This is a genomic window from Stenotrophomonas mori (assembly GCF_023556335.1).
GTDB classification, from domain to species: domain Bacteria; phylum Pseudomonadota; class Gammaproteobacteria; order Xanthomonadales; family Xanthomonadaceae; genus Stenotrophomonas; species Stenotrophomonas mori.
On the sequence record NZ_JAIKTS010000002.1, the window covers coordinates 358,334 to 380,143 of the forward strand.

The 21,810-nt window shown below is 71.1% G+C and carries 20 protein-coding genes; 10 read left to right on the plus strand and 10 right to left on the minus strand.

All coding sequences use genetic code 11. The features are described 5' to 3' along the window. The first annotated feature begins 42 nt into the window (after positions 1-42). Positions 43-804 (plus strand): spermidine synthase, encoded by a 762-nt coding sequence (locus K5L01_RS09100; protein ID WP_250064056.1) that lies wholly within the window; start codon positions 43-45, stop codon positions 802-804. A gap of 12 nt (positions 805-816) precedes the next feature. Here the strand turns inward: K5L01_RS09100 and K5L01_RS09105 are convergent, their stop codons facing one another. The 4 genes from K5L01_RS09105 to K5L01_RS09120 all read right to left on the minus strand — a co-directional run bounded on the left by K5L01_RS09105 (position 817) and on the right by K5L01_RS09120 (position 5,205). Beyond that, a complete protein-coding gene (locus K5L01_RS09105) occupies positions 817-2,415 on the minus strand; it encodes an OpgD/OpgG family glucan biosynthesis protein (protein ID WP_250064057.1) in 1,599 nt (532 codons plus the stop codon). Between the two features lie 77 nt (positions 2,416-2,492). Beyond that, positions 2,493-3,305: a bifunctional DNA-formamidopyrimidine glycosylase/DNA-(apurinic or apyrimidinic site) lyase gene (mutM, locus tag K5L01_RS09110; RefSeq protein WP_250064058.1), complete on the minus strand. Its 813-nt coding sequence runs from the start codon at positions 3,303-3,305 to the stop codon at positions 2,493-2,495. Between the two features lie 329 nt (positions 3,306-3,634). Beyond that, on the minus strand, positions 3,635-4,006 hold the full coding sequence (locus K5L01_RS09115; RefSeq protein WP_250064059.1) for an EF-hand domain-containing protein: 372 nt from the start codon (positions 4,004-4,006) through the stop codon (positions 3,635-3,637). Beyond that, a complete protein-coding gene (locus tag K5L01_RS09120) occupies positions 4,003-5,205 on the minus strand; it encodes a DesA family fatty acid desaturase (protein WP_250064060.1) in 1,203 nt (400 codons plus the stop codon). The genes K5L01_RS09115 and K5L01_RS09120 overlap by 4 nt, the downstream gene beginning before the upstream one ends. Before the next feature lie 129 nt (positions 5,206-5,334). Here K5L01_RS09120 and K5L01_RS09125 point away from each other — a divergent pair, with 129 nt between their 5' ends. The 4 genes from K5L01_RS09125 (at position 5,335) to K5L01_RS09140 (ending at position 9,436) form a co-directional block, all read left to right on the plus strand. Further along, on the plus strand, positions 5,335-6,159 hold the full coding sequence (locus tag K5L01_RS09125; RefSeq protein ID WP_250064061.1) for an ABC transporter ATP-binding protein: 825 nt from the start codon (positions 5,335-5,337) through the stop codon (positions 6,157-6,159). Between the two features lie 50 nt (positions 6,160-6,209). Continuing rightward, positions 6,210-7,055, plus strand: coding sequence for an acid phosphatase (locus K5L01_RS09130; RefSeq protein WP_250064062.1), 846 nt, complete (start codon positions 6,210-6,212; stop codon positions 7,053-7,055). A gap of 53 nt (positions 7,056-7,108) precedes the next feature. Beyond that, positions 7,109-8,221 (plus strand): glycoside hydrolase family 18 protein, encoded by a 1,113-nt coding sequence (locus K5L01_RS09135; protein WP_250064063.1) that lies wholly within the window; start codon positions 7,109-7,111, stop codon positions 8,219-8,221. A gap of 180 nt (positions 8,222-8,401) precedes the next feature. After that, positions 8,402-9,436 (plus strand): patatin-like phospholipase family protein, encoded by a 1,035-nt coding sequence (locus K5L01_RS09140; protein ID WP_250064064.1) that lies wholly within the window; start codon positions 8,402-8,404, stop codon positions 9,434-9,436. 266 nt (positions 9,437-9,702) lie between these two features. On the opposite strand, the gene K5L01_RS09145 is transcribed toward K5L01_RS09140, so the two are convergent. After that, positions 9,703-10,188, minus strand: a complete 486-nt coding sequence (locus tag K5L01_RS09145; RefSeq protein ID WP_250064065.1) for an Lrp/AsnC family transcriptional regulator — start codon at positions 10,186-10,188, stop codon at positions 9,703-9,705. A 132-nt stretch (positions 10,189-10,320) separates the two neighbouring features. Between K5L01_RS09145 and phhA the strand changes: the two genes are divergently transcribed. Next, the gene (gene phhA, locus K5L01_RS09150) at positions 10,321-11,211 is read left to right on the plus strand and encodes a phenylalanine 4-monooxygenase (RefSeq protein WP_250064066.1); all 891 of its coding nucleotides are present in this window, start codon (positions 10,321-10,323) and stop codon (positions 11,209-11,211) included. A 410-nt stretch (positions 11,212-11,621) separates the two neighbouring features. On the opposite strand, the gene K5L01_RS09155 is transcribed toward phhA, so the two are convergent. From K5L01_RS09155 to K5L01_RS09170, 4 genes are read right to left on the minus strand one after another with little or no spacing between them, the layout of a single operon-like run. Further along, positions 11,622-13,187 (minus strand): PepSY-associated TM helix domain-containing protein, encoded by a 1,566-nt coding sequence (locus K5L01_RS09155; RefSeq protein ID WP_250064067.1) that lies wholly within the window; start codon positions 13,185-13,187, stop codon positions 11,622-11,624. Between the two features lie 7 nt (positions 13,188-13,194). Next, entirely contained in the window at positions 13,195-13,494 is a 300-nt protein-coding gene (locus K5L01_RS09160) for a hypothetical protein (RefSeq protein WP_250064068.1), read from the minus strand. After that, positions 13,491-13,778, minus strand: coding sequence for a hypothetical protein (locus tag K5L01_RS09165; protein ID WP_250064069.1), 288 nt, complete (start codon positions 13,776-13,778; stop codon positions 13,491-13,493). The genes K5L01_RS09160 and K5L01_RS09165 overlap by 4 nt, the downstream gene beginning before the upstream one ends. Before the next feature lie 60 nt (positions 13,779-13,838). Further along, positions 13,839-16,100 carry a TonB-dependent siderophore receptor gene (locus K5L01_RS09170; RefSeq protein ID WP_250064070.1) on the minus strand — a complete coding sequence of 754 codons (2,262 nt, stop codon included), beginning with the start codon at positions 16,098-16,100 and terminating at the stop codon, positions 13,839-13,841. A 194-nt stretch (positions 16,101-16,294) separates the two neighbouring features. Here K5L01_RS09170 and K5L01_RS09175 point away from each other — a divergent pair, with 194 nt between their 5' ends. Genes K5L01_RS09175 through K5L01_RS09190 form a run of 4 tightly spaced genes read left to right on the plus strand, consistent with a single transcriptional unit; the run spans position 16,295 to position 20,735 of the window. Beyond that, positions 16,295-17,020, plus strand: a complete 726-nt coding sequence (locus tag K5L01_RS09175) for a DUF3348 family protein (protein ID WP_250064071.1) — start codon at positions 16,295-16,297, stop codon at positions 17,018-17,020. A gap of 10 nt (positions 17,021-17,030) precedes the next feature. Continuing rightward, complete coding sequence (locus K5L01_RS09180; protein WP_250064072.1) at positions 17,031-19,427, plus strand: DUF802 domain-containing protein; 2,397 nt, start codon at positions 17,031-17,033, stop codon at positions 19,425-19,427. Beyond that, on the plus strand, positions 19,424-20,083 hold the full coding sequence (locus tag K5L01_RS09185) for an OmpA family protein (RefSeq protein WP_250064073.1): 660 nt from the start codon (positions 19,424-19,426) through the stop codon (positions 20,081-20,083). The genes K5L01_RS09180 and K5L01_RS09185 overlap by 4 nt, the downstream gene beginning before the upstream one ends. Then, the gene (locus K5L01_RS09190; RefSeq protein WP_250064074.1) at positions 20,073-20,735 is read left to right on the plus strand and encodes a DUF2894 domain-containing protein; all 663 of its coding nucleotides are present in this window, start codon (positions 20,073-20,075) and stop codon (positions 20,733-20,735) included. Before K5L01_RS09185 ends, K5L01_RS09190 begins: the two co-directional genes overlap by 11 nt. Before the next feature lie 10 nt (positions 20,736-20,745). Here K5L01_RS09190 and gcvA read toward each other — a convergent pair whose 3' ends face one another. Next, entirely contained in the window at positions 20,746-21,654 is a 909-nt protein-coding gene (gene gcvA, locus K5L01_RS09195; RefSeq protein ID WP_250064075.1) for a transcriptional regulator GcvA, read from the minus strand. Between the last annotated feature and the right edge of the window lie 156 nt (positions 21,655-21,810).

The window sequence follows — 21,810 nt, forward strand, 5'->3', positions numbered from 1 at the left end:
GAGGATGAAGCGGTCGTTCTGGTTCTTCACCGCGGATATCCAATGCCACCACTCCACGGCCACCGCGCCGGCTTCCATGAAGCGGTTTCCCGCCCCGCGCTTCCCGGCGAGGGCGTCCTGGTCACCGACGAGCACACCGGCCTGCAACAGGCGCGCATCGTCCGCCATCCGGTTTTCGGCGGCCAGTTGTTCCTCGATGGCGACTTGCAGATCTCCGAGTCCGATGCCGCCTACGGCATCGCCATGACCAACCCGCTGCTGGGCCTGGAGCGGCTCGAGCGGATCGCCATCCTCGGTGGCGGCGACGGCGGCGTGCTCTGGCAGCTGCTGCGCAGCCTTGAACCACGCACGCCACGCCCGCGGGTGACCCTGGTCGAGATCGACGCCCGGGTGATCGAGCTGTGCCGCGCCCACCTGCCGGCGGTATGCGGCGACGCCTTCGCGCATGCCGATGCCGACCTGCGCGTCGGCGATGCATTCGCATGGATCGCCGACGCGCGCGGCCTGGACGCGGTGATCTACGACCTGACGATGGACCCGGTGCGCGAGGGCCAGTCGCGCGATGCGTTCGTGCGCCACATCGTGGCGCTGGCCGCCCGCGCGCTGCGGCCGGGCGGGGTGTTCTCGATGCAGTGCTGCGGCCACGGTCATGCCGACCCGGCCGACCGCGCCGAACGCCGCCGGCTGCTGCCGGTCATCCGCGACGCGATCGACGCCCATTTCCAGGACCGCTGCGAACAGGAGGTGCTGATTCCCTCCTACCGCGACCTGTGGACCTTCCTGTGCGCCCGCACGCCGGCATGAGGCCGGCGGCGGTCAGTACAGCGTGCGCCGGGCCGCATCCGGCGGCGTGTACTGGTACAGCCAGGTCTCGGTGAGGGTGCGGCCGCCGCTGCGCAGGTACAGGCGCAGGTCGATCTGCCCGGTGCCGTCGTCCGGCGGCACCAGGTCGAACATCGCACGGTAACCCTGGATCTCGCGCAGCGGGCGTGCGGAGACGATCTCCACCCGGCCGCGGCTGGCTTCGACCACCGCTTCGACCTCGGCCTTGTCGATCAGCGCGGCCAGTTCGCCGCCCTCGAAATCCACCGCGAAGCGCCAGGAGAAATAGTCGCGCTTGCGGCCGATGACCCCGCCCAGCCCGGTGCGGCTGGCCACGCACTGCGCCAACGACGGCCGCGCCGGCGGCTGCGCGCCCCAGTACAGGCGGTAGCCGATCAGCAGCTCCTGCCCGGGCTGCGGCTTGGCCGCCGGGTTCCAGAAGGCGACGATGTTGTCGAAGGTCTCGTCGACGGTGGGGATCTCCACCAGCTGCACCGAGCCTTCGCCCCATTCGCCCTTCGGCTCCACCCACAGCGAGGGCCGCTTCTCGTAGAACACGCCGTCGTCCTGGTAGTGGTCGAAGTTGCGGTCCCGCTGCAGCAGGCCGAACCCGCGCGGGTTGCGGTCCATGAACATGTTGAAGCGCAGCTGCTCGGGATTGCACAGCGGCCGCCAGATCCATTCGCCGCCACCGGTCCACAGCGACAGCCCATCGGTGTCGTGGATCTCCGGCCGCCAGTCCCAGGCCATGCGGCGGTCGTTCTCGCCCACCTGGTACATGCTGGTGCAGGGCGCGATGCCCAGCCGCTCGATCTCCCTGCGCGGATACAGCGCGCTGTCGATGTCCATCAGCAGCACGTCGCCGTTGGTGATGGTGAAGCGGTAGGCGCCGGCCACGCTGGGCGAATCCAGCAGGCCATGGACCACGATGCTGTCCGAGCCGGGCCCGGGCTGCTCCAGGTAGTAGGCGATGAAGTCCGGGAATTCCTCCGGCTTGCCCATGCCGGTGTCGATCGCCAGCCCGCGCGCGGACTGGCCGTACTGGCCCTCCTTGCCGACCGCACGGAAGTAGCTGGCGCCGAGGAAGGCGGCGAAGTCGCGGTCGGTGTCCTTGCGGGTGTTCAGGCGGAAGCCGGCGAATCCCAGGTCGGCCGGCAGGCGGTCGCCGTGGATGCCGCTCTTGCCGTAGTCGAACGCGGCCGGGTCGTAGGCCAGCTCCTGCGCCTGCCCGTCGACCACGTCGAACATCCGCACCGGGGTGTGGAAGTACAGGCCAAGATGGAAGAACTTGGCCTGGAACCTGCCGGGCTGGTCGGCCCACAGCGCGTGGTCCTGGCGGTAGCCGATGGACTGGTACTGGTCCCAGTCCAGGGCTTCCACCTCCGCCGGCAGCGCGCGCTTGTGGCTGCGGTACGGCGCCTGCGCGAGGGCCCGGGCCTGGCCCTTGAGCGCGGCGAAATCGAACGGCTGCGGCTGGCCGATGCGGCGCAGGCCGAGCTGCCGCTTGTCGGTGGCCGCGCAGGCCGGCAGGACGGGGAGGCCGAAGGCGGCCAGGGCGAGCGAGGCGCGGCGGAGAAAGTCGCGTCGATGCATGCGATGGTCCGGATTGGGATGGAGGGATGATAGGCAGCGGCGGGTGAACGAAGCGACCCTGCCGCGCGGCGGGCGGCTCACCGCTGGCAGCGGCCGCACCAGACCGTCGCGCGCTGGCCGATGCTGGCGTGGCGCAGCGCCTGGCCGCAGCGCACGCAGGCAGCGCCCTCGCGGCCGTAGACCGACAGCTCCTGTTCGAAGTAGCCGGGCGCGCCGTCGGGGCTGATGAAGTCGCGCAGGGTCGTGCCGCCGCGGGTGATGGCGTGGCCGAGGATCTGCCTGGCCGCCGCGGCGAGCCGCCGGTAGCGTTCGCGCGAGACCCTGCCCGCCTCGCGCAGGGGGCTGATTCCGGCCATGAACAGGCTTTCGGCGGCATAGATGTTGCCGACGCCGACGACGATGCGCTGGTCCATCAGGAACGCCTTCACCGGCACCCGGCGGCCGCGGCTGCGCGCGAACAGGTAGTCGCCGTCGAAGGCGTCGTCCAGCGGTTCCGGACCGAGGCCGCCCAGCAGTTCGTGGGTCTCCCCCGGTGCCTGCCACAGCAGGCAGCCGAAGCGGCGCGGATCGTTGAAGCGCAGCAGCCGGCCGTCCTCCAGGCTGATGTCCACGTGGTCGTGGGCACGCACCGGGGTATCGCCGGGCAGCACCCGCAGGCTGCCGGACATGCCCAGGTGCAGCAGCGCACTGCCGGCAGCGGTGTCCAGCAGCAGGTACTTGGCGCGGCGGCGGATCGCGGTGATGCGCTGGCCCGGCAACTCACGCTCGATCTCCGGCGGGATCGGCCAGCGCAGGTCCGGCCGGCGCAGGATCACGCCGTGGATGCGGCGTCCCTGCAGGTGGGGTTCCAGGCCGCGGCGGGTGGTTTCGACTTCGGGCAGTTCAGGCATGCGCCGATTGTAGGGGCGGGCGCACGCCTTCGCTTCGCGCGGCGCCCCACGGTTCGCGGGGCGGACCGCGGGCCCCGTCTCTCGCCTGCCACGCCCCCCGCCTTCGGCGCGCCCCCTGACTCAGGGGGACACGCCTTCGCTTCGCGCTGGCGCCCCACGGTTCGCGGGGCGAACCGTGGGCCCCGTCTCTCGCCTGCCACACCCCCCGCGCCTTCGGCGCGCCCCCTGACTCAGGGGGCCATGCGTCAAAGCCTCGACAGATCGCAGGTGCGGGGCGGGCCCCGCACACCGGCGTTACCGGTACCGCGTCGGTTGTCGGAAAACCGCGGTCAGCGGGGCGGCGCCATCAGTTCGCGGGCGCTCAGGTAGCCGTCGCCGTCCGCGTCCTGCCTGCGGAAACGCTCGAGGATCACCCGCTTGTGCTGCTCGCGGGTGATCGGCCTGCCGCGGCCGCCAGGCTGCTCTTCCGGCTCCAGCACGCCATTGCCGTTGCGGTCCATGCGGTCGAAGGCATAGAGCATCCACTGCAGGTACTCGTCCGGGCCGATCCGGCCATCGCCGTCCAGGTCCATGCGCCGCAGGTAGTCGCCGGTGTCCTGCACCTGCGCTGCTGCAGCCCCCGGCAGCAGCACCGCCAGCAGGAACGGCAGACGCCGCACGAGGCGGCGTCCATGGGCGCAACCGGCGGCGCGACCGGTCATGCCGCGTTGAGCGAATAACCCTTCAACCGCGCGGCATACGCCTGCAGTGCCGCCACGCCGCTGGCCTCGGCCTCCAGGCACCAGGCCTGCAGGTGCCGGAGCCGTTCGGCGGCGTCGTGCGTGCGCGCCTCCAGCAGGGCGGCCAGGCGCGCGCGGTGCTCGACCAGCAGCTGGATGCGCGGGCGCTGCTGCACCCAGGCCTGCAGCTGCTCGCGGCATGCCGGCTTCAGCCAGCGGCCATCATTGACCAGGCCGTTGCGCAGGCGCCGCGGCAGCAGCTTGCGCAGCTTGGCGCCGGCGGCGGCGGCCTCCTCGCGCAGGGCCGGGGCGAACACGTTGCGCTGGTAGTCGGTCATCGCCTGGAAACGGTGCGACAGCAGGGCTTTCAGGGTGTCGGCATCGGGCACGGCGATGTTCGGGCGGATGTCCATGGTCGGCGCCACGCGCAGCACCTTGGCCAGTCCGAGCGCCTGCAGCAGGCGGATCGCCTGCCAGCCGATGTCGAACTCCCAGCGGCGCATGGAGAAGCGCGCCGAGCTGGGGAAGGCGTGGTGGTTGTTGTGCAGTTCCTCACCGCCGATCCAGAACGCCCAGGGCGTCAGGTTGGTGGAGGTGTCGGCCGATTCGAAGTTGCGGTAGCCCCACCAGTGGCCGAGGCCGTTGACCACGCCGGCGGCCCAGAACGGGATCCACGCCATCTGGATCGCCCACAGGGCGATCCCGGGCAGGCCGAACAGCACGAAGTTGACCGCCAGCAGCACCACCGGGCCAAGGTTGGCATGCGGGGTGTACAGGCGGCGCTCGATCCAGTCCTCCGGCGCGCCACGGCCGTACTGCTCGATGTCCGCGCGCAGGGTGCGCGCTTCGCGGTACAGCTCCACGCCACGCCAGAACACCCGGCCGATGCCCTTGGTCACCGGGCTGTGCGGATCCTCGTCGGTCTCCACCCGGGCGTGGTGCTTGCGGTGGATGGCCACCCATTCGCGGGTGATCATCGAGGTGGTCAGCCAGGTCCAGAACCGGAAGAAATGCGCGATCAGCGGGTGGAAATCCACGCCACGGTGCGCCTGGCTGCGGTGCAGGTACAGCGTGACCGAGAAGATCGTGAGCTGGGTGAACACCAACAGCACCGCGAGCATGCCCCACCAGCCGAGGCCGGCGACGCCGCCGACAAGGAAGTCGAAAAGGGTATCGGACATCGGGAAAACTCCAGGCAGCTCGGTGGCAGATGAAACCGTGGGTACCCATGATGGGGCCTGTCGCGGCAAACTTCACCCATCCGGCGCGGTGCGCCGTGCCCTTCCTTCAGCTGCCCGGCCCACGCCTGAATGTCCATCGCTCCCACCCCCGCTGCGGCACCCCTGATCGAACTCGACCATGCCTGCGTGGTCCGCGGCCAGGTGCGGGTCCTGCACGACCTGGACCTGCGTATCGACCAGGGCCAGCACACCGCGATCCTCGGCCCCAACGGCTGCGGCAAGTCCTCCTTCATCAAGCTGATCACCCGCGAGCTGTACCCGCTGGCGCGCGCCGACGGCGTGGTGGCGGTCAAGGTGCTGGGCCAGAGCCGCTGGCAGGTGGACCGGCTGCGCTCGCAGCTGGGCATCGTCACCGGCGACCTGTCCAGCAACCTGGCCGACATGCCCGGGCTGAGCGTGGAGGAGGCGGTGATCTCCGGCTTCTTCGCCAGTTTCGTGGTGCCGGCCCACCAGGACGTCACCGACACCATGCGCGAACGCGCGCGCGAGGCCTTGGCGCTGGCCCGCGCGCTGCCGCTGCTCGGCCGCAGCTACGCCGAACTTTCCGCCGGCGAGACCCGCCGCGTGCTGATCGCGCGGGCACTGGTCAACCAGCCGCGCGCGCTGCTGCTGGACGAACCTTCCACCGGACTGGACCTGGTCTCGCGCCAGCACCTGATCGACACCATGCGCCACCTTGCCCACCAGGGCATCACCCTGGTGCTGGTCACCCACCACATCGAAGAAGTGATACCGGAGATCCAGCGCGTGGTGCTGATGAAGTCCGGCCGCCTCTTCGCCGATGGCGAGCGCGGGCAGCTGCTGCGCGGCGGGCCGCTGTCGGAGGTCTTCGGTGGCCCGATCGAGGTACGCGAGGAGGACGGCCGGCTCACCGCCTGGGCCCGCGCGCTCTGACCACGGCGCGCTTTGGTGCGATGATGCCGGCTTCGCCTGCGGAGCCCTCCATGACCACGAACCCCCGTTGCGTGTTCCTGCCGTGCCAGGGCGCGGCCCTGCTGCTCGCCGCCGCGCTGGCCAGCGTCGCCGGCCTCGCCGCCGCGCGCGCCGGCAGCCCCGTGCCCGCGCCGGTGACCACCGGCTACCTGCAGGGCAGCGCGGTTCCCGACAGCCTGGCGCTGAGTCCGTCGCCACCCGCCGCCCGCTCGGCCACCGCCGCCGTCGACGAGGCCGTCGCCGCCCAGGCGCTGGCGCTGCGCGGCAGCGCGCGCTTCCAGCAGGCACGCCTCGACGCCGCGGTGGACTTTCCCGAAGGCGCCGACCAGTTCAGCTGTGCGCTGGGCATCAGCGTCGACGCCACCCGCACCCCGGCCCTGCACCGCCTGCTGGAGCGCAGCCTGATCGACGCCAGCGCATCGACCAAGGCCGCCAAGGCCCGCTATCAGCGTGCGCGCCCGTTCATGGTCAACGGCGAACCGACCTGCACGCCGGAGGAGGAGCAGGCGCTGCGCGGCAGCGGCTCGTACCCATCCGGGCACACCGCGATCGGCTGGGCTTGGGCGCTGATCCTGGCCGAAGCCGCACCCGAACGCGCCACCGCGCTGCTCGAGCGCGGCCACAGCTACGGCCAGAGCCGGCTGGTATGCAACGTCCACTGGTACAGCGACGTGCAGGAGGGGCGGACCCTGGCCGCCGCCACCGTCGCGCAGCTGCACGGCAACGCCGAGTTCCGTGCCGACCTGGACGCGGCCCGGCACGAGATCGCCCGCGCGCGCGCCGACGGTGCGCGACCGGCGCGTGACTGCGGTGCCGAGACCACCGCCCTGCAGACCCGGCTGTCCGAAGCCCGCTGACGCGGGCGCCGCACTGGGGCTAGAGTGGCCTCACATCCATGCCGGGGGGCTCCATGTCCATGCCATGCCGACACCTGCGCGCGCTGCTGGCCGCCGCACTGTCCGTCTGCGTCTTCACCGCCCATGCCGGGCCCCCGCGCCTGATCGGCTACGTGATGGACGACCCGGCGCCGCTGCAGCTGCCGGCCGAGCGCCTGGACGTGGTCAACTTCGCCTTCGCCAAGGTCGCCGCGGACGGCACCATCGTGCTGCCGCCGGAGGTCGACCCGGCACGCCTGCACGCGCTGGTCGGCCAGCGCGCGCGCAATCCCCGGCTGCAGATCGTGCTCTCGATCGGGGGCTGGGGCGCCGGCAACTTCTCCGAGGCCGCCGCCACCGCGGCAGCGCGGGCGCGCTTCATCGACAGCGGCGTCGCGCTGCTGCGGCGCTTCGACCTCGACGGCCTGGACATCGACTGGGAATACCCGGGGCTGGGCGATGCCGGCATCAGCCACGCCGCGGATGACCGCGGCAACTTCACCCTGCTGCTGGAGGCCCTGCGGGCACGCCTGGACCGCGAGGGCGGCGGCGCACGCCGCTACCTGCTGACCATCGCCGCCGCCGAGGGCCGCTTCGCCGACGGGCTGGAGCTGCCGCGCATCGCCGCCGCGCTGGACTGGATCAACCTGATGACCTACGACTTCCACGGCAGCCTGACGCCGACCACCGGCCACCATTCGGGGCTGGGGCGCTCGGCGCGCGCCGGCGCCGGCGCGCGCACCACCGAGGACGCCGTGCGCTACTTCCTGGATGCCGGTGTGCCGGCGGACAAGATCAACGTCGGGGTCCCGTTCTATGGCCGCCGGTTCGGCGACGTGGACCCGGCCGACGACGGTCTTTACCGGCCGTTCGCCAGCGACGGCGGGTTCATCACCTGGCGCGACATCGTCCGCACCCGGCTCGATGCGCCGGGCTGGGAACGCCACTGGGACGCCGACGCGCAGGTGCCGTGGCTGTGGAATCCGGCCGAGCGCCAGCTGATCACCTACGACGACCCGCGCTCACTGGCGATCAAGGCCGCGCATGTCCGCCGCAACGGGCTCGGCGGCATCATGTACTGGGAGCAGCGGCTGGACGACGGACAGCTGTTCGACGCGCTGTACGAGGCGCTGCACGCCACGCCCTGACGCTCGCGGCCGCCGCGCCCGCAGGCCGCCACCGCACCGGCCGCCCGGGCGGCCCGCTGCGCCGGGTGGCGGACGGCTGCCGGGGCCGGATCGCCGCACCCGCACCGGCGAACCGGCGTTGGATCGCGATTGGGCCGGCAGCGGGTATGCTTGCGCGGTTTCCCGGCCCCTGTTCCGTCGATGACTCCCACGCACGCGCGCCTGCTGCTGTCCCTTTCCCTGTCCGGCCTGCTGGCCGCCTGCGGGGGCGAGAACGTCCGCCCCACCGCACCCGCGCCTGCCGCGCCGGACACCGCGGCCGCGCCGGTGAAGATCGGGGTCGCACTGGGCGGTGGCGCCGCCAAGGGGTTCGCCCATATCGGCGTGATCAAGATGCTCGAGGCCAACGGCTTCGAACCGGTGGTGGTGGCCGGTACCAGTGCCGGCAGCGTGGTCGGCGCGCTGTACGCCAGCGGCATGGACGCGTTCGAGATGCAGCAGAAGGCGGTGGCGCTGGACCAGGCCAGCATCCGCGACGTGCGGCTGTTCTCCGGCGGGCTGATCCAGGGCCAGAAACTGCAGGACTACGTCAACGCCCAGGTCGGCAACACGCCGGCCGAGCAGCTGCGCAGGCCGTTCGCGGCGGTGGCCACGCAGCTGGAGACCGGCGAGCGGGCGGTGTTCGTGCGTGGCAACGTCGGCCAGGCGGTGCGTGCCTCCAGTTCGGTCCCCGGCGTGTTCGAGCCGGTCACCATCGGCGGCAAGACCTTCGTGGATGGTGGCGTGGTCAGCCCGGTGCCGGTGGACGCCGCCCGCCAGCTCGGCGCCGAGTTCGTCATCGCCGTGGATATTTCCAGCCGCGCCAGCGGCGAGCGCCCGAGCGGCCTGCTGGGCACGGTCAACCAGTCCATCGCCATCATGGGCCAGCGGCTGGGCGAACAGGAGCTGGGCCGTGCCGACGTGGTGATCCGGCCCGCGGTGCTGGACATCGGCGCGGCCGATTTCGAGCAGCGCGGCCGCGCCATCCTCGAAGGCGAAAAGGCCGCGATGGCGGCGATGCCGCAGATCCGCGCCGGCATCGCCCGCCTGCAGAACGCGCACGCCACCCGCGTGCGCGACGCCGATGCGCGTGCCAGCGCGGCGGCGGCCGAGGCCTACCAGCGCTGCCTGGACGGCCGCTCACGGCTGGACAAGCTGCGCGGCAAGGAAGGCGGCTGCGCCGCGCCGGCGCGCTGAAGCGGCTGCCGGCGTTTCCTCCGGCCGGCGCGACGTCTCCCGCTTGGGGCGCCGGAACATGCCCGCCCCCTGCGGCGCCCGGTGGGCGCCTGACCGGGAATGCTCCAGCGGGGCGGGGCCCCGCTCTACGGAAGAATGGATCGTGGCGGATCCGCGGCGTCCGGCGGGTTTGACCGCGAATATCCCGGTGGAGCGGACGGCCCAAGCCAACGCCGCCGTCTCCCTCCCGGCATGCAGCGACCCGGCCCGCTCCCGCCCCTGCCGTCTCAACCGCGGCCGAGCTGCGACAGCGGCAGCGCGCGGAACTCCTTCACCGTGCGCAGCACGAAGCTGGAATTGACGTCGGCGACGCCGGACGCGTTGAGCAGCTTGTCCAGCAGGAACGCGGAGAAATGGTCCAGGTCGCTCACGTAGATGTGCAGCAGGTAGTCCATGTCGCCGGTGAGCGCATGGCAGGCGACCACTTCGTCCCACAGCTGCACCGCCGCGATGAAGTGGTCGATCGCCGCCTGGCCATGCTTGGACAGCTGCACGCGCACGAACGCCTGCAGCCCCAGGCCGAGCGCGCGCGGTTCCAGGCGCGCGCCATAGCCGCCGATCACGCCCTCCGCTTCCAGGCGCTGCAGCCGGCGCAGGCAGGCCGAGGCCGACAGGTTCACCCGGGCGGCCAGTTCGGCATTGGTGGCACGGCCGTGCTGCTGGATCTCGGCCAGCAGGCGAAGATCCGTGCGGTCTAGGGAGATGGAATTCATTTTGCATCCGGTGACGGCGTAGATCGCGCAAGAATATTGCACATTCTGGCGATGGATGCGCAATTTCGCACACCTGTTGCGTCCACGGCTTCCTACCATGGGAGCCGTCCCGTCCCTCCTGGAAGCCGCCCCATGCAGACCGTCCCGCGCCGCGTCGAACACCAGCAGACCGACAAGGGCTACGTGCCGGTCTACACCACCGCCGTGGTCGAGCAACCGTGGGACGGCTACAGCGCCGACGACCATGCCACCTGGCGCACGCTGTACCGGCGCCAGCGCGAGCTGCTGGTCGGCCGCGCCTGCCGGGAGTTCCTGGATGCGCAGGACGCGATGGGCATGAGCGCGGACCGGATCCCGCGCTTCGACCAGCTCAACGAGGTCCTCGGCGCCGCCACCGGCTGGACCCTGGTGGGCGTGGAGGGCCTGCTGCCGGAGCTGGAGTTCTTCGAGCACCTGGCCAACCGCCGCTTCCCGGTGACCTGGTGGATCCGCCGCCCCGACCAGATCGACTACATCGCCGAACCGGACCTGTTCCACGACCTGTTCGGCCACGTGCCGCTGCTGATGAACCGGGTGTTCGCCGACTACATGGCCGCCTACGGCCGCGGTGGCGTCAAGGCGCACGCCATCGGCCCGGACGCACTCCAGCACCTCACCCGGCTGTACTGGTACACGGTGGAGTTCGGCCTGATCGACACCGCCGAAGGGCTGCGCATCTACGGCGCGGGCATCGTCTCGTCCAAGGGCGAATCGCTGTACTCGCTGGAATCGGCGGCGCCGAACCGGATCGGCTTCGACCTGGAGCGGATCATGCGCACCCGCTACCGCATCGACACCTTCCAGAAGACCTACTTCGTCATCGACAGCTTCGCGCAGCTGATGGCGGCGACCGAACCGGACTTCACCCCGATCTACGCGCGGCTGGCGGAGCAGGCGCACCTCCCGGCCGGCGACGTGCAGGCCGGCGACCGGGTGTTCCAGCGCGGCAGCGGCGAAGGCTGGGCCGACGGCGGCGACGTCTGACCCCCCGCGCCGCCGGAAACGGAAACGCAGAGGCCGCCCAAGGGCGGCTTCTTCATTCGTGCGCTCCACGAGGGATGCCGCGCCGGAAGACCTGCGCAACGCCATCGCCCGCATCGTCGCCGGCCAGGCCCTGCCGGCCAGCATCGATGCGGTGCGCCGGCGCTACCGCCGCCACGCCGACGCGCCCGAAGAGCCGTCCAGCCCGAAGCAAGGGGCGGTGCTGCGGAGGATGGCCGGCGGCGGCGGCAAGCGCGAGATCGCCGGCAGTCTGCTTCTGGCCGGGCGCACGGTGGAGAACCACGTCTCGACACGCTGGACGCCCGCGACCGCATTCGCGCGGTACTCAAGGCGATCGCGCTGCGCATCCCCTGAAACCGGGAGCGCGCGGCGCGTCACCCCCGGGCCGCCGATCAGGCGGCGGAGGCGGCCCAGACGCTGTCGGCATGGCCCCGTTCCATCCGCCGCCGGCTGCGATGGGCGATGTAGAGCATCACCGGCACGGCGACGAGCGCGGTGGCGTCCACCGGCCAGCCGCCGGGATGGTTCCAGGCGCCGCCGAGGCCCCACAGTCCGGCCAGGCTCGACAGCGGAATAGCCAGGGTGAGCGCCGCGCTGGCCCACAGCAGCTCCACTGCGCCACGCGCGGGACCGCGTAGGAAGGCCCAGCCGATGCAGGCGAAGAACACCGCGTAGTAGACCCCCTGGTGCCAGGTGCCCGGGTCCTGCACCTGCGCCGGCAGCCACTTGGTGGCGGCGATGGTGGCCGAGATGCCGGCCACGCTGCCCAGGGCGATGCCGCCGGTCAGGCAGCCCAGCACCCACGCCGAGCGTTTCTGCGCCACGCTCTCGGCGCCGCGCTGCTTCTTCCGCCGCGATTCGATCCACAGCACGTTGCCGGTGTAGAACAGCGCCGCGCCGGCCAGCCCCATCAGCACGTACAGCCAGCGCACGGGGTTGCCGCCATAGCTGCCGAAATGCAGCACGAAGAACGCATTGACCGCTTCGCCCCAGCCGTCCAGGTGGCCGGGCAGGTCATGGGTATCCACCGTGCCGCTGTAGGGGTCCAGGTCGGCGCGCATCCAGGTGCGGCCACGCGCGCCACGGCGTATGTCCAGGCCCATGACATAGGCTTCGGCCTGGCCTTTGCGGTTCTGCTGGAAGCCGAAGTTGTGCACCTGGAACCCGGGCAGCTGCGCCTCGACGCGGGCCAGCAGTTCGTGCGCCGGCAACGGCGTGTCGCCCACCGGCGGTGCGGCATGCTCGCCCCAGTCCATCTGCCCGCCGTACAGGACCTTGGCCTGGGTGGCGTAGAACGGCGTGTGGAACGCGAAGCCGACGCTGGTCAGCGCGATCATCAGGTGGAACGGCAGGCTGAAGATGCCCAGCGCGTTGTGCGCGTCCAGCCACATGCGCTTGAGGTTCTTGCCGATGCGCAGCGCGAACACGTCCTTGGTCAGCGTCGGCAGCAGCACGATCAGCCCGGACAGCAGCGCCACCGCATAGGCCAGTGCCACCGCACCCATCACGAAGCGGGCCACGATGTCCGGCAGGGGCAGGCCGACGAACTGGTGCATGCGGTCCACCAGCTCGGCCACCTTGGCCTTGCGCAGCCGCTCGGTCTGCAGGCGGCCGTCGGCGTCGAAGCTGGCGCCGTATTCGATGGTTTCGCGCGGTCGCGGCCCACGCTCGCTCCAGATCACCCGTGCCGGCTGGTCCGGTGCGATGTCGACCACGATCGCGTACCGCTGCGCGGCCTGCGGATGCGCGGCCACCACCGCCGCCAACAGCGCCTCGGCATCGGCCAGCGGCGGCGGCGCGTCCAGCGCGGAGGGGGGCGTCGCCCAGCGCTCCAGCGGCTTTTCGAACATGGTGATCGCGCCGGCGTAGAACGCGACGAACAGCATCAGGCCGCAGACGATGCCGACCCAGATGTGCACGTCCTTGTAGACCTTGATGATGTCGCTGCCGATCTTCATGCGTGCTTCAACCCAATCCCGTCTTCAATGCCCACAGCAGCCCGGACGCGGCCAGCGTGGCCGCGCCCAGCCACGCCCAGGCACGCTGGGCGTCGCGGAACAGGAACACGAAGCCGAGCACCGTGGCCCACAGCGGCACGATCATCCACATGTTGAACTGCAGCTTGCCCTCGCCGGCGAAGCCGCCCGGAGTCAGCAGGGCGATCACGCCGCTCAGCGCCACCGACAGGGGGTAGCCCAGCAGCGTCCCGGCCAGGGTCTTGCCGAGCCAGTGGCGGCTCTGCAGGCGCACGCGCGGGGCGCTCATGCCGCCCCCCGCGACCGCACCCGGGCCCGCCAGGCGCCCAGGAACGGGGCCAGCGACCAGACAAACATCAGCAGCACGCTCCAGGCGAATACCGCCTCAAGCGGTGCCAGCAGCCGCAGCATCGCCAGCAGTGACACCAGCGCGCAGGCCGCGGTGGGCCAGGCGCGGTGGCGTGCCGGCCAGGGGCCGGCCGCCCGCCACAGCTGCTGTGGCGAGGCGAGGTAACTGAGCAGGGCGGCCGCGGTACCGGAAGCGGTGGCCAGAAGGGCGTACAGCAGGGTCATGGCGGGCGCCTTGCGGAAGGGGCCGGCATCCCGCCCCATGGGCGGGATGCCGGGATCGGGTCACCAGGTCCAGCGGGCGTTGGCGGTGATGGTGCGGCCGGTGCCGTACCAGCACGACGAGGTGCCGGTGCAGGTGGTGACATAGCGCTTGTCGGCGATGTTGCCGATGTTCAGCGACAGCATCACGTTGGCGTCGGTCACCCGCGACAGGTCGAAGCGGATCGCCGCGTCCCACAACGTGTAGGAGGGGATGTTCTCCGGGTAGCCGGAGGTGATCGTGCCCAGGTTGCTGCCGACGATCAGGGTCTCGCCGTAGTAGCGCAGGCCGGTGGCGAGGCTGAAGCCTTCCAGGGCGCCCGACTGGAAGGTGTAGTCACCCCACAGCGAACCCATCCAGTCCGGCACCATCGCCAGTTCCTTGCCTTCCCACACCGTGCCGCTCTTGACCAGCTCCGAATCCATCCGCGACAGCGCGCCGATCACGCTGAAGCCTTCCAGCGGGGTGATGCGCGCTTCCAGCTCGACGCCGCGCACCTTGGTCTCGCCGGCACTGATGTAGCAGGCGGTGATGCCGCCGGCGCCACAGACGTTGCCGTGGTCGGTATCGGGGATGGTGTCGTCCTTCTTGCGCAGGTCGTAGGCCGCCAGGGTGAACAGGCCGTCGAAGCTGGCCGGCTGGTACTTCACGCCCACTTCCCACTGCTTGCCGCGGGTCGGATCGAAGGACTTGCCGTCGACGTTGTCGAGCGGGGTGCGGGCCGAAGGCTCGAACGACTCCGCATAGCTCAGGTACGGCGAGAAACCGCTGTCGAAGGCATACAGCACGCCGGCGTTGCCGCTGAAGGCTTCGTTCTTCAGCCGGGTCGTGGCCGAACGCGGCGGGCAGGTGCCGGCACCGGTGCAGGCCTGGCTCCAGGACTCGTCCTTGAACCAGTCATAGCGGCCACCGAAGGCGAGGCGCCACTTGTCCAGCGCGATCTGGTCCTGCACATACACGCCGGTCTGGGAGGTCTTGCCGCCGCTCAGGCCGATGCTGTCGGGGAAGCCCGCCGGCAGGCCGGTGTGGACCGGATTGAAGATGTCGATCGGCTTGGGGTTGCGCGGATCGGTGGGCGTCGCGCGCGGGCCCTGCAGGCGGCTGCCGGTCTGGTCGCCGCGGCGCCAGTCGGCGCCGACCAGCAGGGTGTGCTCGGCCGCGCCGGTGCTGAACTTGCCGATGATGCGGTTGTCGATGCCGTCGGTGTCGGCATCGCCCAGGCCGGCGGCCTGGCGGCGCGCCTGGGTGCGGCCATCGGCGTCGAGCGCACCATTGGTGACGATGCCGCGGTACAGCGACTCCACGTGCATGTGGCGCGCGCTCTGGCTGAACGACCACTGCTCGTTGAAGGCATGCTCGAACAGCCAGCCGGCGTGCCAGACGGTGGCATTCCAGGTGTCGAACTCCGGCTCGCCAATGAAGGTGGTGTTCTTCATGTAGCCGTGCTGGGTCGGGATCAGCGTGCCGTCCATCGGCAGGAACTGGTAGGTGCTGCCGCCCTCGTCCTTCTGGTAGTAGCCCAGCAGGGTCAGGCGGGTCTTGTCGGCGATCTGGAAGGTGTAGCTGGGCGCCAGGAACCAGTGCTTCTGCTTGACCGTGTCGACCTGGGTGTCGCCGTCGGCGTAGCGGCCGACCAGGCGGGCCAGGTGGCGGTCGTCATCCGTGCCCGCGCCCACGTCGAACGCGCTGCTCCAGGTACCGTGGCCGTCCACGCCCAGCTGCAGCACCTGCCGCTGGCCCGGCTCCGGGGTCTTGCTGACCTGGTTGACCATGCCGCCGGGAGCGACCTGGCCGTACATCACCGCCGACGGGCCCTTCAGCACTTCGACACGCTCGATGTTCCAGGTGTCGATCTTGCCGCGGTTCCACGCGCTGCCCTGCGGCGGAGCGCGCAGGCCGTCCACGGTCATCTGACCGCTTTCGCTGCCGGCGTTGAAGCCGCGGATGCGGAAGTCGTCGTAGCGGTTGTCGGAGCCGGAGCTTTCCAGCATCACGCCGGCGACGTAGCGCATCGCTTCGTTGAGGTTGACCACGCCACGCGCATCCAGCTCCTCGCGGGCGATCACCGACACCGACTTGGCGGTCTCGGCGATCGGCGTATCGGTCTTGGTGGCGCCGGAGGTGTGGGTGGTGACGCGATAGGCATTGACCTGGACCGCATCGAGCGTGCGGGCGGAATCACCGGCCGCCTCATCGGCAAGCACGGCGAACGGCGACAGGGCCAGCGCGATGGCCAGCGACAGCGTCGCCGGCCGGGAAACGGTACGTACGGAGGGGGAGTGCATGAGAGCCAACCTGGATCGTGGGGGGTGACGTTGGCTGACTGCGGCTGCAGCGGCTGACCGGTAAAAGTGTAACAAAATACGAATCATTAACAATAACCACGACAGCTGGCCCGGCCGGGCCTCCTGGAAACCGGCGACTTGTCTTGCCGGTCACGGTTGCCGTGTAAAATCCGCGGTTTTCCCTGTCAGGACCCATGGCGAAAGCTTCTTCACGGGCGCCCGTCCTGGGCCCGGCGTACATTCGCCTGCTGGCCCGCTTCAGCGCCGCCGACCTCCCGCGCACCCCTCCCGCGCTGACCGAGCAGCTGGCGCACTGGTTCGACTGGAACCGTGCCATCGCCCTGTCGCGTGCACTGGACACCTGTGCGCCCGCCGCCACCGAGGCCGCCTTCGATGCCGCCGAGGCGGCCGAGTGCGCCCGCCAGCGGGGCGTGCTGCAGGCGGCCATCGACGCCGACATCGACCTGTCCCCGCCGCGGCGCAGGGACGCCGCCACCGGCATCGATCCCGGCTACCGGCCGTACCGCCAGCACTGCCTGGCCACGCAGCAGGCGATGCAGGCGACCACCGGACGGCTGCGCGGGCGGCTGCGCGACCTGCTGGCCACGCAATCGCCGGCCAAGGCCCGGCTGGCCGAGGTGGACGCGGTGATGGATGCCACCCTCAGCCCGCGCGAGCAATCCCTGCTGGCCACCGTGCCGGCCCTGCTGGGACAGCACTACCTGCGCCTGCGCGAAGCCGGCACTCCCGACCCGCCCCGTACCCCCGGTGCCGACGCACCGGACGACTCCCCCGCGGCACCCGATGCCGGCCCCTGGCTGGCGCGCTTCCGCCAGGACATGCGCACTGCGCTGCTGGCCGAGCTTGAGCTGCGTTTCCATCCCATCGACGGCCTGCTCGCAGCGCTGCGTACCCGGTAACCGCCCTTCCATGTCCAGAACCCTTCCTGCTCTCCTCGTGTTCCTCGGCGGCCTGCTGGCCGTGTGCTGGATCGGCGCCGGCTACCTCGGCAGCCATCCGCTGGCCGCCGCGATCGCCGCCCTGATCGCCGCCTGCTACCTGGTCGGCGCCGTCGAACTGCTGCGCTACCGGCAGGCCACCGCCAGTCTGTCGCAGGCCTTGCCGGCACTCGGCGCTGCCGCCGGCGACCCGGATGGATGGATGGCGCGCCTTCACCCCGCGCTGCGCACCAGCGTCCGGCTGCGCATGGAGGGCGAACGCGTGGCCCTGCCCGCACCGGCGCTGACGCCCTATCTGGTCGGCCTGCTGGTGCTGCTGGGCATGCTCGGCACCCTGCTGGGCATGATGGCGACCCTGCGCGGCACCGGCCTGGCGCTGGAAAGCGCCAGCGACCTGGACGCCATCCGCAGTTCGCTGGCCGCGCCGGTCAAGGGCCTGGGCTTCGCCTTCGGTACCTCGATCGCCGGCGTCGCCAGCTCGGCGGCGCTGGGCCTGCTCTCGGCGCTGCTGCGCCGCGAGCGCGCGCAGGTGGTGCAGCAGCTCGACGCGGGCATCGCCGCGCAGCCCGGGCACCTGTCGCCGTCGGCGCAGCGGCGCGAAACCTTCCGCCTGCTGCAGGAACAGAATGCACTGATGCCGGCCCTGGTCGAGCGCCTGCAGGCCCTGGCCGGCACCCTGGAACGCCAGCAGCACGACGCGGGCGAACGCCTGCACGGCAGCCAGCAGGCGTTCCACCAGCACAGCCAGGCGGCCTGGACGCAGCTGGCCGCATCGCTGCAGCAAGCGCTGCGCGACGGCATCGCCCAGCAGGCCGATGCCGTCGGCACCGCCCTGCAGCCGGTGGTGGCGACCACCATGGCCGGCCTGGCGGAGAAATCCGACCAGCTGCACGCGGCCATTGAACAGTCCGTACGCCGCCAGCTCGACGGCCTGGACAGCGCCGTGCAGGGCGCGGCCAGCGCCGCCCGCGACAGCTGGAACGCCGCCGTCGCCGAGCAGCAGCGCGGCAACAGCGTCCTGGCCGAGAGCCTGCAGCAGGCGCTGCAGCAATTCGCCGGCACCTTCGAGCAGCGCTCGGCCGCGCTGGTGGAAGGCGTGGCGACGCGGCTGGAAGAGAGCACCGCCCGCACCGCCGGGACCTGGGACAGCGCACTGGCCCGCCAGCACGAAGCGCATGACGCACTGGCCCAGCGCAACGAACAGGCGCTGGCCGTCGCCGCCGCCCGCTTCGACCAGCACGCCCGCACCCTGGTCGATACCCTGCAGCAGTCGCACGGCGAGCTGCAGTCGGCACTGGCCGCGCGCGACGAACAGCGGCTGGCGCAGTGGTCGCAATCGTTGTCGACCATGCTCGCCACGCTCGACGAGAGCTGGCAGCGCAATGGTGCGCAGGTCGCGCAGCAGCAGCAACAGGTCTGCGATGCGCTGGCGCGCACCGCGGGCGACGTCTCGACGCAGCTGCAGGCCGCGGCCGGCGGCGCGCTGGACGGCATCGCCGGCACTGCGCAGGCGTTGACCGACGCGGCCGCGGCCTTCGCCCGGCGCAGCAACACGATGATCGACGCCCTGCAGCGCTCGCACGGCGAGCTGCAGGACGCGTTGCAGGCGCGCGACGGCGAACGCCTGGCGCAGTGGCGCGACGCCTTTGCCGAACTGACCGGCGCGTTCGGCCAGCGCTGGGAGCACAGCAGCGCGCAGGTCGCCGCCCAGCAGCAGCAGGTCTGCGACACCCTGGCGCAGACCACCCAGGCGATCCACGAACAGGCGCAGGCGCAGGCCCGCGATACCCTGGCCGAGATCGAACGTCTGGTCGCCACCGCCTCCGAGGCACCGCGCGCCGCGGCCGAAGTGGTCGCCGAGCTGCGCCAGAAACTGTCCGACAGCATGCTGCGCGACACCGCCACCCTGGAAGAACGCGGGCGCCTGCTGGAAACCGTGCAGACCCTGCTCGACGCGGTCAACCACGCCTCGACCGAGCAGCGCGGCGCCATCGACGCGCTGGTCTCCACCTCGGCCGACCTGCTGGAGCGCGTCGGCAGCCGCTTCACCGCACAGGTCGAAAGCGAGGCCGGCAAGCTCGACGACGCAGCCGCGCACGTCACCGGCAGCGCGCTGGAAGTGGCCAGCCTGGGCGAGGTGTTCGGCGGCGCGGTGCAGGCGTTCGGCCAGTCCACCGAGACCTTGAACGAACGCCTGCAGGGCATCGAATCGGCGCTGGAGAAATCGCTGGCGCGCAGTGACGAGCAGCTCGCCTACTACGTGGCGCAGGCGCGCGAGGTGATCGAGCTGAGCATGCTGTCGCAGAAGCAGATCATCGGCGAACTGCAGCAGCTGGCCGGCACGCGTGACGGAGCCGGCACCGCATGAGCGACGAGATCGAGTTCGACGCCGACTCCAGCGCCACCACCTGGGCCGCGTTCGGCGACCTGATGTCGGTGCTGCTGGGCGCGTTCGTGCTGATCCTGGCCAGCGTCATCGGCATCCAACTGCTGCTGCACAACCGCCTGGACGAGGAAGTGAAGCAGCGCCAGGCCGAGGCCGCGCGGCTCAAGACCCTTGAGCAGGCGCTGGCCGCACCGCTGGCCGCCGGTCGTGTGACCGTGATCGACGGCCGCATCGGCATCAGCGGCAGCGTGCTGTTCGCGCTCAACTCCGACCAGCTGCAGCCGGAAGGACGCGAGCTGCTGCGGAGCATCGCCGGGCCACTGCGCGACTACCTGTCCGCGCGCGACGAGATCCTGATGGTCAGCGGCTTCACCGACAACCAGCCGGTGCGCGCGGCCAACGCCCGCTTCGCCGACAACCTGGAGCTGTCGGCGGCGCGCGCGCTCACCGTCACCCGCACCCTGATCGCCGACGGCGTGGCCTCGTCGTCGGTGTTCGCCGCCGCGTTCGGCGCCGAGCAGCCGGTGGGTTCCAACGACGACGAGGCCGGCCGCGCGAAGAACCGCCGCGTGGAGATCGCGCCGATTCCGCGCCACACGTCCAATGAAGCGCCCGGCGGCAAGACCGATGCCCGCTGAAGCCGGCGACGTCCACGCGCGGCTCGAAGCCTGGCGCCAGCAGGGCGCCGACCGCATCGACCCGCTGCGCTTCGCGCTGATGACCGCGCTGGCGCAGCGCGCGGCGCGCCACGACGGTGCGCTGCGGCGACGTCTGGACACGCGCCTGCGCGTGCTGGCCGATGCCTATGCCGCGCTGCCGCCCCGCCCGCAGGCGGCGGAACCGCCGCGCGCCACAGAGACCAGCCCGCTGAAACAGGTGCTGGACCGGTTCGGCCGTCCGCCGCGGCCGGATGCGCCCGCGCAGGTGGTCGCGGCGCTTCCGTCGGGCGGCACCGGGGACGCCACGCCGGCTGCCGATCTGGCCGCGCCGATGCCGGTGCTGGACGAGTTCCAGCAGCTGTGGACCCGGATCCGCATCGACAGCCTGCTGCGCCAGTGCCTGGACGACCTGCCCGAGGACGCCGGCCCGCTGCATTCCCGCGTCCTCACCTACCGCGCCATGGCGGTGATGCGCGAGGTCTGCCCGGACTATCTGCAGCACTTCGTCGCCTATACCGACGCGCTGTCGTGGCTGGAGCAACTGGGCGGCATCGCGGCCGCCGGCAGCGACGCCGATGGCGCGGCCAGTCCGCGCAAGCCTGCGCGGGCCGGGGGACGCAGGAAAAAGTAGCACCCCACACTCATTGCCCCGAGGCTTCGCGCCGCAGCCACTGGCAGAAGGCGGCGACGGCCGGATTGCCGTTGTCTCCCTGCGGACGCACGATCCAGAAAGCATAGGCATTGGCGAGGGATTGATCGAATGGCCTGAACAGGCGTCCCTGACGCAGATCCTGTTCGACCAGCGGCGCCAGACCCAAGGCCAGGCCATGCCCGGCCACGGCCGCTTCCAGAGCCAGATAGTGGCTGGCGAACACCGGGCCACGCGCGGCATCCACCCCTTCCGCGCCGGCCGCTTCCAACCAAGCCTGCCAATCCGGCACGCCGGCACGGCCAAGCGCGCTCCTGTCCTGCAACAGCGTGTGGTGGCGCAAGTCGCCGGGCGTGGCCAGCGAAAACCGGGCATCCGCCGCCAGCGCAGGCGCGCAGACCACGAACACCGGCGCCTCGAGGAACCGCTCGGCATGGACGCCTGGATAGCCGCCGACGCCATAGCGGATGGCAACATCGACGCCGTCACGAGTGAAGTCGGCATGGCTGTCGCTTGTCTCGACGTGCACCTCGAGCTCGGGATGATCGTGCTGGAAGCGGTGCAAGCGTGGTGCGAGCCATCTGGCCGCGAAGGATTCGATGGCGCTGACGCGCAGGCTCGCCGACGCAGGCGCGATGGCCCGGTCCAGGGCCAGGTCGAGAAGCCCGAACACCTCGCCCAGCGATGTCGCCAGCGTTTTACCCGCGCCGGTCAATTCGACCGCGCGGTGCCCACGATGGAAGAGCCTCACGCCCAGATACTCTTCCAGCCGCTTCACCTGGTGGCTTACCGCCGCAGGGGTCACGAACAACTGCCCGGCGGCCGCCTGGAAGCTGAGGCTCCGCGCCGCCGCCTCGAAAGCCCGCAGAGCATTGAGCGGTACGGGATGGCGGGGTCTCATGATCGCTTCGGGTCTGTGCCAGCTGAGGCCAAATCCTAGCAAGTTATTTTTTCTAATGCGGCTACCGAAATATCTCGTTTGTCGCCCTGACCGGCGCTGGCGATGATCCCCGCACCCAGTCACCAGGCTCCGCCCATGGAATGCGTACACCTGCAA

Coding starts and splice junctions, on each gene's coding strand:
- phhA (WP_250064066.1), top strand. CDS start 10,321: ATGCAGACCGTCCCGCGCCGCGTCGAACACCAGCAGACCGACAAGGGC.
- K5L01_RS09185 (WP_250064073.1), top strand. CDS start 19,424: ATGAGCGACGAGATCGAGTTCGACGCCGACTCCAGCGCCACCACCTGG.
- K5L01_RS09160 (WP_250064068.1), bottom strand. CDS start 13,494: ATGAGCGCCCCGCGCGTGCGCCTGCAGAGCCGCCACTGGCTCGGCAAG.
- K5L01_RS09120 (WP_250064060.1), bottom strand. CDS start 5,205: ATGTCCGATACCCTTTTCGACTTCCTTGTCGGCGGCGTCGCCGGCCTC.
- K5L01_RS09190 (WP_250064074.1), top strand. CDS start 20,073: ATGCCCGCTGAAGCCGGCGACGTCCACGCGCGGCTCGAAGCCTGGCGC.
- K5L01_RS09180 (WP_250064072.1), top strand. CDS start 17,031: ATGTCCAGAACCCTTCCTGCTCTCCTCGTGTTCCTCGGCGGCCTGCTG.
- K5L01_RS09140 (WP_250064064.1), top strand. CDS start 8,402: ATGACTCCCACGCACGCGCGCCTGCTGCTGTCCCTTTCCCTGTCCGGC.
- K5L01_RS09175 (WP_250064071.1), top strand. CDS start 16,295: ATGGCGAAAGCTTCTTCACGGGCGCCCGTCCTGGGCCCGGCGTACATT.
- K5L01_RS09170 (WP_250064070.1), bottom strand. CDS start 16,100: ATGCACTCCCCCTCCGTACGTACCGTTTCCCGGCCGGCGACGCTGTCG.
- K5L01_RS09105 (WP_250064057.1), bottom strand. CDS start 2,415: ATGCATCGACGCGACTTTCTCCGCCGCGCCTCGCTCGCCCTGGCCGCC.
- K5L01_RS09115 (WP_250064059.1), bottom strand. CDS start 4,006: ATGACCGGTCGCGCCGCCGGTTGCGCCCATGGACGCCGCCTCGTGCGG.
- K5L01_RS09125 (WP_250064061.1), top strand. CDS start 5,335: ATGTCCATCGCTCCCACCCCCGCTGCGGCACCCCTGATCGAACTCGAC.
- K5L01_RS09130 (WP_250064062.1), top strand. CDS start 6,210: ATGACCACGAACCCCCGTTGCGTGTTCCTGCCGTGCCAGGGCGCGGCC.
- gcvA (WP_250064075.1), bottom strand. CDS start 21,654: ATGAGACCCCGCCATCCCGTACCGCTCAATGCTCTGCGGGCTTTCGAG.
- K5L01_RS09100 (WP_250064056.1), top strand. CDS start 43: ATGCCACCACTCCACGGCCACCGCGCCGGCTTCCATGAAGCGGTTTCC.
- mutM (WP_250064058.1), bottom strand. CDS start 3,305: ATGCCTGAACTGCCCGAAGTCGAAACCACCCGCCGCGGCCTGGAACCC.
- K5L01_RS09145 (WP_250064065.1), bottom strand. CDS start 10,188: ATGAATTCCATCTCCCTAGACCGCACGGATCTTCGCCTGCTGGCCGAG.
- K5L01_RS09155 (WP_250064067.1), bottom strand. CDS start 13,187: ATGAAGATCGGCAGCGACATCATCAAGGTCTACAAGGACGTGCACATC.
- K5L01_RS09135 (WP_250064063.1), top strand. CDS start 7,109: ATGTCCATGCCATGCCGACACCTGCGCGCGCTGCTGGCCGCCGCACTG.
- K5L01_RS09165 (WP_250064069.1), bottom strand. CDS start 13,778: ATGACCCTGCTGTACGCCCTTCTGGCCACCGCTTCCGGTACCGCGGCC.